A 9427-nucleotide genomic window follows, 5' to 3' on the forward strand; every position below is an offset into this window, starting at 1 on the left:
CGCCAGCGGCTCCCCGGACGCGGCCCGCCCCGCCGACACCGGTCGAGCCGCCACCCCCGCGGCCACCGACGTCTCCGGCGCAACCGAACCCGTCGACGGCTTCATCGTCGGCTACAAGTCCCAGGCGGCCGAAGCGAAGTCGAACGAGGCGGCCGTGAAGGACGCCAGGGCCAAGGCCGGCAAGGCCGGCGAGCCGGTCTCCTTCGAGCGCCGCCTGGGCACGGGCGCCGCCCTGGTCGAACTGCCCGAGGCCGACGAGGTCCAGGACGCGCAGAAGGTCGCGGCGGCCTTCCTGGCCGACCCCGACGTGGCCTACGTCGTCCCCGACCGCCGGGTGTACGCCACCGCGGTCGACCCCGCCGAGTACAAGGCCCAGTGGGACCTGTACGAGACCACGGCCGGCATGAACGTTCCCTCGGCCTGGAAGCAGGCCACCGGCAAGGGCGTCACCGTCGCGGTCATCGACACCGGCATCACCAAGCACAGCGAGCTGAGCTCCAAGGTGCTGCCCGGCTACGACTTCATCTCCCACACCTGGACGGCCAACGACGGCGGCGGCCGCGACAGCGACCCCTCAGACCCCGGTGACTGGCTGAAGGCCGGGGAGTGCGGCAAGGACAAGAACGGCGACCCCGTCCCCGCCCGCGCCACCGACAGCGGCTGGCACGGCACCCACGTCGCCGGCACCGTCGCCGCCGCGGCCAACGGGTCCGGAACGGTCGGCGTGGCCCACGAGGCGAACATCCTGCCCGTCCGCGTCCTGGGCCGGTGCGGCGGCACGACCTCCGACATCATCGACGCCATCACCTGGGCCTCGGGCGGAACCGTGACCGACGTCCCCGCCAACAAGAACCCCGCCGCCGTCATCAACATGAGCCTGGGCGGCAAGTTCACCTGCGACCAGGCCTACAACGCCGCCCTCAAGGGCGCCAGGGACCGGGGCACCACCGTCGTCGTGTCCGCCGGCAACGACAACACCGACGCCGCCGCCTTCAGCCCGGCCGGCTGCGCCAACGTCATCACCGTCGCCGCCTCCGACCGCGAGGGCAACCGCGCCGCCTACTCCAACTACGGCAAGGTCGTCGACGTCACCGCCCCCGGCGGCGAGAACAACGTGCGCGACGCCGACGGCATCTGGTCCACCCTCAACACGGGAACCACCACCCCCGACAAGGAGAAGTACGCCTCCTACCAGGGCACCAGCATGGCCGCACCGCACATCGCGGGCCTGGCCGCGCTGCTGAAGCAGAAGGACTCCTCCCTCACCCCCGCCCAGATCGAGCAGACCATCAAGGAGAACACCCGCGCCCTGCCCGGCACCTGCTCCGGCGGCTGCGGCGCCGGCCTCTCCGACGCGGACAAGACCCTGACCGCCGTCACCGGCGGCTGACCCGGTCTCCGTACTGACCGGCCCCCCTTGATACCGAGCAGCCTCGGCGGCCCCCACCGCCGGGGCTGTTCGCTGTCCCGCTTCCTTCTGCAATGCCGGTGCCCCTGTGCCTGCGAGAACCGACACCCGCGACATTCGACCGACAGAATCCCCGGCGGGAAAGCGGCGATTCGATTCCTTCTCCGTTCTCACCTCGTGCCGGTCGTTTAAGCCGTATCCGTATCGAGGGCTTCCGGATGGAATCGGCTATGGCCCGCCCGTAGAGTCGAAAAGCAAGATCCGCGTGTGAAGACCCGCGCGGCAGCGGGCATTGCGCCGCCCGGGAGGACGTGGAAAGCCCGTTCGCCGACGGAAAGCGGCCGGCCACCACCGAGTCCCCGGCAGAGGAAGAAGGCAATCGAATGAGGCGCAGAAGCTTAGGTATCGCGGTGGGCGCCTGCGCGGTACTGGCGGCCTGCAGTTATCCGTTCCTGCCACTCGCGACAGCGGTGAAAGAGCCCGTCGTCATCGGAACGGCGAACAGCCTCACCCACCTCGACCCCGCCGGAGGCTACGACGCCGGGTCCTGGGCGCTGTACAGCAACATCTACCAGAGCCTGCTCACCTTCGACCCGGGCGCGAGTGTGCCTCGGCCCGACGCGGCCGAGACGTGCGGGTTCACCACGTCCCTGACCACGTACCGGTGCACGGTGCGCGCCGGCCTCACGTTCTCCAACGGACATCCGCTCACCGCCGCGGCCGTGAAGCACTCGTTCGACCGCATCCGTACCATCCGGGATCCGCTCGGCCCGTCGCCCCTGTTCGCGAACCTCCGCTCCGTGGAGGCCAGCGGCTCCACCGTGACCTTCCACCTCGCCGCGGCGGACGCCACCTGGCCCTCCAAGATCGCCACCTCGGCGGGTTCCATCGTCGATCCGGCCGAGTTCCCCGCCTCCAGCCTCCGGACACAGCAGACCTTCCCGGGATCAGGCCCCTATGTCGTCTCCTCGTACACGAAGGACGTCCGCATAGACCTCGCTCCGAACAGCAGGTACAAGGGGGCCGCTGCCAGGAAGGGCAACCCGATCGAGATCCACTACTACGCGACGTCCCAGGACGTGGAGAAGGCGTGGAAAGCGGGAAAGCTCGACGTGGCCTCCTCCGGATTCCCCGCCACGACGCTGGCGGTTCTCGAGAACGGCAAGGACCCGGGCGTACGCCTCTCCGTCGGGGAGAGCACGGTGGCCCGCTATCTCGTCCTGAACACGGGCCCGGTGCGCCGGCCGCTGGGGAACGTCGAGGTCCGCAGGGCGTTCGCCGCGCTCATCGACCGGGGACGTCTGGCGAGTGCGGTGTTCAAGGACACCGTGTCACCGCTGTACTCACTCGTCCCGCGAGGCGTCACAGGGCACAGTACCGATTTCTACGACCTCTACCCCGAATCGGATCCGCGGTGGGCGAAGCAGCGCCTGCGTGACGCCGGTGTCTCCACTCCCGTGCGCATCAGACTGGGGCACCAGGTCGGCAGCGCCGCCGACGAGGCGCGCGCGTTGAAGGCGCAACTGGAGAGGATGGGCCTGTTCCGGGTCGAGCTGGTCGAGGAGGCCGACTGGGTGAGGTACCAGGAACGGCAGAAGAGCGGCGAGTTCGACGCCTACGTCCTCCAGTGGAGCCCCGATTTCCCCGACCCGGACACCTTCGTCCAACCCCTGGTGGGAAGCGGCAACGGCCTCCACAACGGCTACACGTCGGCCGAGATCGACAGGGCGATCAAGACGACGCAGGGATTCACCGACCGCGCCGAGAGCGTCGCGCGGTTCCAGGCGATCCAGCGACTGGTGGCGAGGGACGTACCCCTGGTGCCGCTCTGGCAGAAGAAGAGTTACGTGGTGACGCGTCCCACGATCAGTGGAAGCCAGTACCTCGTCGCGGACAACAGCGGTGTCTGGCGCCTGTGGGAACTGGGCCGGTAGCTCGTCGGTCGAGTCCGGCCCGCCTCTCGGCGGGCCGGAGAAGGACTCGGGGTGTTCAGTCCGTCCACCGCCACTCGATGCCGTAGACGCCCGGTGTGCACTTCATGGGCAGCAGGTGGGTCGTGGAGAAGTCGTCGAGGGCCGCGAGCTGCCGGCTCTGGGGCTCGGTGTCGATCCGCCTGCCGTAGTAGTGCCAGCACTTCGACGGGACCGCCGAGGGGTGGAAGCGCAGGTGGAGCAGATAGGACTGCAGGGGCGTGGTGACGCGGCGTTCGTAGCGGTGGGAGACGCCCGTGGTGGCGGTGGAGCGGAGCGCGTACTCGATCACCGCGGTCTCGTTCCTGACCAGTCGGCGGCCGAGGGGGATCTCGGCGATCACGCAGCTCAGTTCCGGTCGTACGCGGACGCTCGGCGGCGGGCCGTGCGGGACGGTGAGGTCGATCGTGCCCGTGTCGGCCCTCGTCGAGTCCAGGGTGTGGACGACCGTCAGGTGCCGCGCGTCGTCGTGGACCGCCCTGACCGCGACGGTGACGCGGATCTCGTCGACGAAGCGGTGTGCGTTCACCAGGACGGTCTCGTGGACGACCAGGCGCCTCAGGCCTGCGTTGAAGTGGGCGAAGCCATCGCCGAGAGCCTGTTCCATGGCGGAGTTCTCGCCGTAGACGCCGCGGATGGCGGCCAGGTCGTGCGGCGGGACCCAGCCGCGCGGCCGGCGCCTCAGCAACGACCGCAAGGTGCCGCTCGCGAGGCCGAGGAAGGGCTCCAGGACGTCGATGGCCCGCAGGGACTGGGGTTTCTCCGGCAGGCTGCGGCCGCTCTGCCAGTAGCTGAGGGTGGCGATGCTGAGAGTGATCCCGTGCGACTGAAGATGATCGCGCACGTGCTCCAGGGGCAGGCCGCGCCGTCGCAGCGCTTCTTTGAACGTCACCGCGAACATCGTGTCCGGGTCGTTGGTGTGGGGGGCGTTCGGCATGGCGTCATCCAGCGGGTGGAGAGTCTTCGGAGGAGAGCCGGGGGCTCGCGGCCGTGCGGGAAGGGTCCTGTCGAGGAAGCAGCCGGGGGCCGCTCGCCTTGTTCCGCGAGCGACCCCCGGCCGATCCTGCTGTGGACGTGCTCAGTTGGTGTTGAGCGTCAGACCGTAGTAGTTGAGGGCGTCGTCGAGCGGCTGGAAGTACGAGCTGCCGCGGGAGTTGACGCCGCCGGTGCACTGCTGGTCGGTCGGACCGCCGGAGGTCATGCCCTGGGCGAGGTTGCCGGAGATGTACGCGCCGCCGCTGTCACCGCCCTCGACGCAGACCGTGGAGGAGGCCAGGCCGCTGACGACCGTGTCGGGGCCGCCGTTGCGGTCGATGTAGGTGACGGTGTTGTTGTACGAACCGACCGTGCCGCAGGTCCAGCCGGTGGTGGCGCCGGACTTGCAGAGTGCGGCGCCGGAGGAGGCGCGGCTGACGCCCTTGACGGCGACCGTGCCGGTGCTGCCCTGCCCCCAGGTGCCGACGGCGGTGACGATCGAATGGCCGGAGTTGACGGTCAGGATGCCCATGTCGACGCTGCGGGTGCCGAGCGCGTAGCGGGTCTTGTACCCCTGGGCGAAGGCCGTTCCGTCGTAACGCAGGGTGTTGGTGACGCAGTGCCCGGCGGTCACCAGGTACTGCCGGCCGGAGCTGTCGCGGGCGCCGTAGCCGACGGAACAGTAGTTGCTGCTGTTGTTGAACGTCATCTTGCTGCCGGGGTAGATCGCGGCCTTGGGCTCCAGCTTCTCCTGGCCCCGCACGATCTGGACGGCGGCGCCGTGCCGGGCGGCCTTGGCGAGGAACGCCTTGGCGGCGGCGCCCCGGTCGTCGGCGACCTTGACGGTCACCTTGTCGGAGGCCAGGTCCACGGACCAGGCGACGACGCCGGAGGGGACCTTCTTGGCGGCGAGGGCGTCCAGCTGGGCCTTGATCCGGTCGAGCGAGGCCTGGCCGCGGGCGGGCACCCGGGCGGCGAGGCCGGCCTTCTCGATCCTGGTCGCCTCGGCCTGGTCGTCGGCGTTGACGGTCAGGGTGCCGGAGGCGTCGAAGAAGGCGCCGTCGCCGGCTATCCCGCTCTTCGCGAGACGGGCGAGCGTGGCCTGCTGGGTGTCCTGCCGGTCCAGACGGTCGACCGCGGCCTCCTCGCTCACACCGAGCGAAGCGGCCAGCGCCCGGACCATCTCGGGCTGGTAGCGGGGGGTGGACGCCGTGTCCTGCGCCTGGGCCGTGAACTGGGTCCCCAGAACCGCCGAGGCCGAGAGCGCGATGCCCACCGCGGCCAGGCGGTACTTACGAGAGTTGCGCACGTGGATTCCTTCCGGATGACAGCCAGGAACCCGATGGGGGGTTTATCGCCGGAACGCGCCAACAATGCCCCGGCGAAGGGTGGTTCCTGCCTGACGGAGAGTCACCGACTCGCCGCGATCCGAACTATTGCCCAACATTCAGAAGGATTTCAAGATGCGTGCCGCGAGAATCTTTTTCAACAGGATTCCCGGCATTCCTGTTGAACTGAGGGCGACCTGACCGGGCGTCAACTGAAGAGGTGTGAGGAGGTGCCAGGTGATACCGGAGGAAGGCTTGCAGCACCCCAGGGCTCACCGAAGGAAAAAGCAGCAACGAAATACGGAGGGGCAACGGTGTCCGGCTGTGAAGTCAACGGAAACGCCTGAATTCGGCCCCTCCCCTTCCAGGGCGCACTCGACAGCCTCGGACGACTCGTCCGCTTCGCCCACGGCAGGGAGGCTGCGCGGATCATGCCGAAGCGTGCTGCCTGGCCGGAACCATAGAAGCTCCGCGTCCGCCGTTGCATCGGGAGGACGAATTCACGGATACGCAGAAAACCCGGCGCGCGCCGAGGCCCCGTGGACGCCGGCGGCCGAACGGCCCGCATCCGCAGGCGGAGGACCCCTCCCGACGCGGGAGCGGGCGCGGGCCGATGCCCGTACCGCGCCGACTTTCGGGTGCCCGCAGAGCGGGCGCCGAGGCCCAGGCTGCCGGTGATGCGGCCGCGTGCCTGTCCCGGGACGGGCGGCCCTCCCTTCGCACCGGCCCCGGCAGGAGCGGACTCCTGGCCGCTCGACAGGCTGGACCCCCGCGCGCCACCTCCCGGGCTGCCCCCGTACGGCGGCCCGGGTACGTATAGGTGATTCGCAGGCTCCGGATATTCAGGGATCGGGCCGCTTCATACGCTGATGCGGTCCGTTGAGCGACCGTCCAGGTGTGAGGCCGAGCAGCCGGAAGGGATACGACCCGCTGCCTGGATCCGCCCAAGTCCACGCCGTCGGAGCGGTGAAGGCACAGAACCGAGGAGACGGTGCCATGACCAAGGTCTACTTCCAGGTCAATGTCCCCATAAAGAACTCCGTGCGGCCCGAGCAGTGCGGACTGCACGTCCTCACCGGGCCGGCCGAGACCTGGTCGGACGCCCTCCGCATCGCGCGCGAGACCTGCGACACGGCGGCCGCCGCGCAGGAAGCGGGCTTCCCGATCCCCCGCCGACGCCCGGACGGCTGGGGAGCCCGCGGCCTGCGCCCCGGCTGGGTGCTCGACTGGAAGGCCGCGACGGTGGACGCCTGGCAAGGCGACAGAACGCTCCGAACCACCACGCCCCCTCCGTCCTGGCGCAGCGAATTCATCCGGTAGAAGGAGCACAGGAACTCCGCCCACGCGCCCCTTCTGAAGGGCCCGGTGCCGTAATCCGTAGAAGGCATTGCAGTCCCAGCTCTGTATTGCTTATTGCTGAACCCGGCATGGCTGTCCGGATTGCCGGTCAGCCGGTCACGCAGAACCTGCTGCGGGAGTACGAGCGATCGAGCGAGCGGGAGTGTCAGTGCGACCGCCTACGCTGCGCTTCCGTTGGGACGGTTCGAATGGGGAGGGGACAAGGGTGGGCGGTAACGCGTGGACGCGGACGGGCCCGTACCAGCCTGATCTGGCGGCTGCATTCCGGCAGGCCCAGGACGAGAGCCTTGCAGAGGACGACCACGGGTTCGAAGGGCGATCCATCGAGGAGCTGTGGCGCGATCCGGCCTGGCACGAGTACATCTTCACCGGCGGTACGTGCACCGTGCTGGACTTCCCCCGCATGGTCGACGCCACGGATCGGAGTGATGGTCCGCTCATGCGGCCGCTGACCGACAGCGAAGTGCGCGCGTTCTCCCCCGGCGGCCAACCCACCTACGAGGAGTGGGAAGAGGCTCTTGAAACGGAGCGGTTGGAGTTCCCCGACCGTGCCCAGGGGAACTGCACGGTGCTCTATCGTGACGGCCGGCCGGACCTGATCGGCTACTGGGGAGTGACCGCCGACTGAGCCCGACCACACCGCTTCGACGTGAGGCCCCGGGACCCGTCCCGGGGCCTCACGTCGTTTCCGGGCTCCCACCTGGGGAGATGCCCCAGGACCCAGGCCGCGACCCTGCCACATGGCGGCTCATCCCGGCCCACACCTGCACATACGACAAGACCCCGTTCTCAGCGTTTCCGCTGATCACGGGGTCTGTGTGGCACTTCCTGCGAAGTGCCCCCGGCAGGATTCGAACCTGCGCACACGGCTCCGGAGGCCGTTGCTCTATCCCCTGAGCTACGGGGGCGTCCGCCGCGTTCGGCGGCGACGGGTAGAACCCTACCAGCTCCGCGGGAGTGGCTGTGAACAGGTATTTCCGGGGTGTCACCAGGGGCGGGGTCCCCCGCACGGGTCAGAAGTGGGCAAAACCCGGACGCGGCCGTTGGGGGCCGCCTACTCTCGTTGGTGTGTCAGGCGCGTCCGGCCGGGTGCTCGTTGTCGACGACAACAAGGTGATCCGGCAGTTGATCAGGGTCAATCTCGAACTCGAGGGGTTCGAGGTCGTGACCGCGGCCGATGGTGCCGAGTGTCTGGATGTCGTACATCAGGTCTGTCCTGATGTCGTCACCCTGGACGTCGTCATGCCCCGCTTGGACGGCATCAAGACCGCCGAGCGGCTCCGCGCCGATCCCCGGACCAGACACCTCCCCGTCGCGATCATCAGCGCCTGCGGCGAGGGCGAGGTCTCCGGCGGGGTCGCCTCGGGTGTCGACGCCTTCCTCGCCAAGCCCTTCGAGCCCTCCGAGCTCATCCGCGTCGTCCGGCAGCTCATGCACCGCGAGCGACGCGAGCGGCCCGACGGGGCCGGCACCGACGGCGGTGAGGATCCGGCCGCAGTCGACGACTGCCAGAATCCCCGCCGTGCAGGAACGACCCCTCACTCGAACTGATCCCCACGCTTGCTCCGATCCCTCGCACTTCCCTGCCCGCGCGGCGGGACTCGCCCTCCGAGTGACCGCATCGCGAAACCGGTTCGCGTTCCGACCCCCCTCCTCCCCTACGCTTGTCCCGTGACCCCCGCGGACCTCTCCCTCACCGTGCTGCACGCCGTGCGCCGTGCGGTCGACGACGGTGCGCTCCGGGTCGACGTCCCCCCCGTCGTCAAGGTCGAGCGGGCCCGGCCCGGCGGTGTCGGCGACTACGCCAGCAACGTGGCCCTCGCCCTCGCCCGGTCCGCCGGGCGCAGCGCCCTCGACATCGCCGGGATCCTCGAAGAACGCCTCCGTGGGACCCCCGGGCTGCGCGAGGTCGCCGTCACCGGGCCCGGCTTCCTGAACTTCACCCTCCGGTCCGACGCCGGCGGCGAGCTCGTGCGGGCCATCCGCGAGGCAGGGGAGTCGTACGGCAGCGGCACCGCCCTCGCAGGCGTCACCGTCCGCTTCGCCGACCTGACGGAGTCGCGCGCCCTGATCGTCACCGAGACCGTCGTCCGTCTCCTCCGGAGCCAGGGCGCCGACGTCGCCGTGCACGACCAGCAGATCCGCCAGGCCCCCCAGCAGATCCACCCGCTCCACGAGCAGACCCACCAGACCCCCGAGCGGATCCACGTCCACCCCGGCCCCTACGAGCCCGACCTCCTCGGCCCCGACGCCGCCGGCGTCGGACCGGAGGGTGAAGTTCAGGAAGCCGGGCCCGGTGACGGCGACCTCGCGCAGCCCGGGGGTCCCACGGAGGCGTTCTTCGAGGATCCCGGCGATGTCGAGGGCGCTGCGCCCGGCGGACCGGG

General features: G+C 69.7%; 7 protein-coding genes, 1 tRNA gene and 1 pseudogene. 6 read left to right on the forward strand and 3 right to left on the reverse strand.

The window, feature by feature from the left end:
- Together EAO70_RS31240 and EAO70_RS31245 are read left to right on the forward strand one after the other, a co-directional pair.
- Positions 1-1390: S8 family peptidase (locus EAO70_RS31240; RefSeq protein WP_148006615.1), on the forward strand; the 1390-nt coding region annotated here is incomplete at its 5' end.
- Positions 1391-1878: 488 nt separating this feature from the next.
- On the forward strand, positions 1879-3342 hold the full coding sequence (locus EAO70_RS31245; RefSeq protein WP_315986259.1) for an ABC transporter substrate-binding protein: 1464 nt from the start codon (positions 1879-1881) through the stop codon (positions 3340-3342).
- 55 nt (positions 3343-3397) lie between these two features.
- Here the strand turns inward: EAO70_RS31245 and EAO70_RS31250 are convergent, their stop codons facing one another.
- Both EAO70_RS31250 and EAO70_RS31255 read right to left on the reverse strand, forming a co-directional pair.
- Positions 3398-4315, reverse strand: coding sequence for a hypothetical protein (locus EAO70_RS31250; protein ID WP_148006170.1), 918 nt, complete (start codon positions 4313-4315; stop codon positions 3398-3400).
- Between the two features lie 141 nt (positions 4316-4456).
- The gene (locus tag EAO70_RS31255; RefSeq protein WP_148006171.1) at positions 4457-5662 is read right to left on the reverse strand and encodes a S1 family peptidase; all 1206 of its coding nucleotides are present in this window, start codon (positions 5660-5662) and stop codon (positions 4457-4459) included.
- A 1015-nt stretch (positions 5663-6677) separates the two neighbouring features.
- Between EAO70_RS31255 and EAO70_RS31260 the strand changes: the two genes are divergently transcribed.
- Both EAO70_RS31260 and EAO70_RS31265 read left to right on the forward strand, forming a co-directional pair.
- Positions 6678-7001 carry a hypothetical protein gene (locus EAO70_RS31260; RefSeq protein ID WP_148006172.1) on the forward strand — a complete coding sequence of 108 codons (324 nt, stop codon included), beginning with the start codon at positions 6678-6680 and terminating at the stop codon, positions 6999-7001.
- Positions 7002-7245: 244 nt separating this feature from the next.
- Entirely contained in the window at positions 7246-7668 is a 423-nt protein-coding gene (locus tag EAO70_RS31265) for a hypothetical protein (protein ID WP_148006173.1), read from the forward strand.
- A gap of 208 nt (positions 7669-7876) precedes the next feature.
- On the opposite strand, the gene EAO70_RS31270 is transcribed toward EAO70_RS31265, so the two are convergent.
- A tRNA-Arg gene (locus EAO70_RS31270) sits at positions 7877-7948 on the reverse strand.
- Between the two features lie 160 nt (positions 7949-8108).
- Here EAO70_RS31270 and EAO70_RS31275 point away from each other — a divergent pair.
- Both EAO70_RS31275 and EAO70_RS31280 read left to right on the forward strand, forming a co-directional pair.
- Positions 8109-8591 carry a response regulator gene (locus tag EAO70_RS31275; RefSeq protein ID WP_148006174.1) on the forward strand — a complete coding sequence of 161 codons (483 nt, stop codon included), beginning with the start codon at positions 8109-8111 and terminating at the stop codon, positions 8589-8591.
- Between the two features lie 120 nt (positions 8592-8711).
- A pseudogene (locus EAO70_RS31280) lies at positions 8712-9427 on the forward strand (hypothetical protein); the annotation flags it as partial.

Origin of the sequence: Streptomyces sp. adm13(2018) (assembly GCF_008042145.1) — a bacterium.
Lineage (GTDB): Bacteria > Actinomycetota > Actinomycetes > Streptomycetales > Streptomycetaceae > Streptomyces.

Excerpts from the sequence above, each read along its gene's own strand:
- EAO70_RS31250 (WP_148006170.1), bottom strand. The coding sequence starts at position 4,315 with ATGCCGAACGCCCCCCACACCAACGACCCGGACACGATGTTCGCGGTG.
- EAO70_RS31260 (WP_148006172.1), top strand. The coding sequence starts at position 6,678 with ATGACCAAGGTCTACTTCCAGGTCAATGTCCCCATAAAGAACTCCGTG.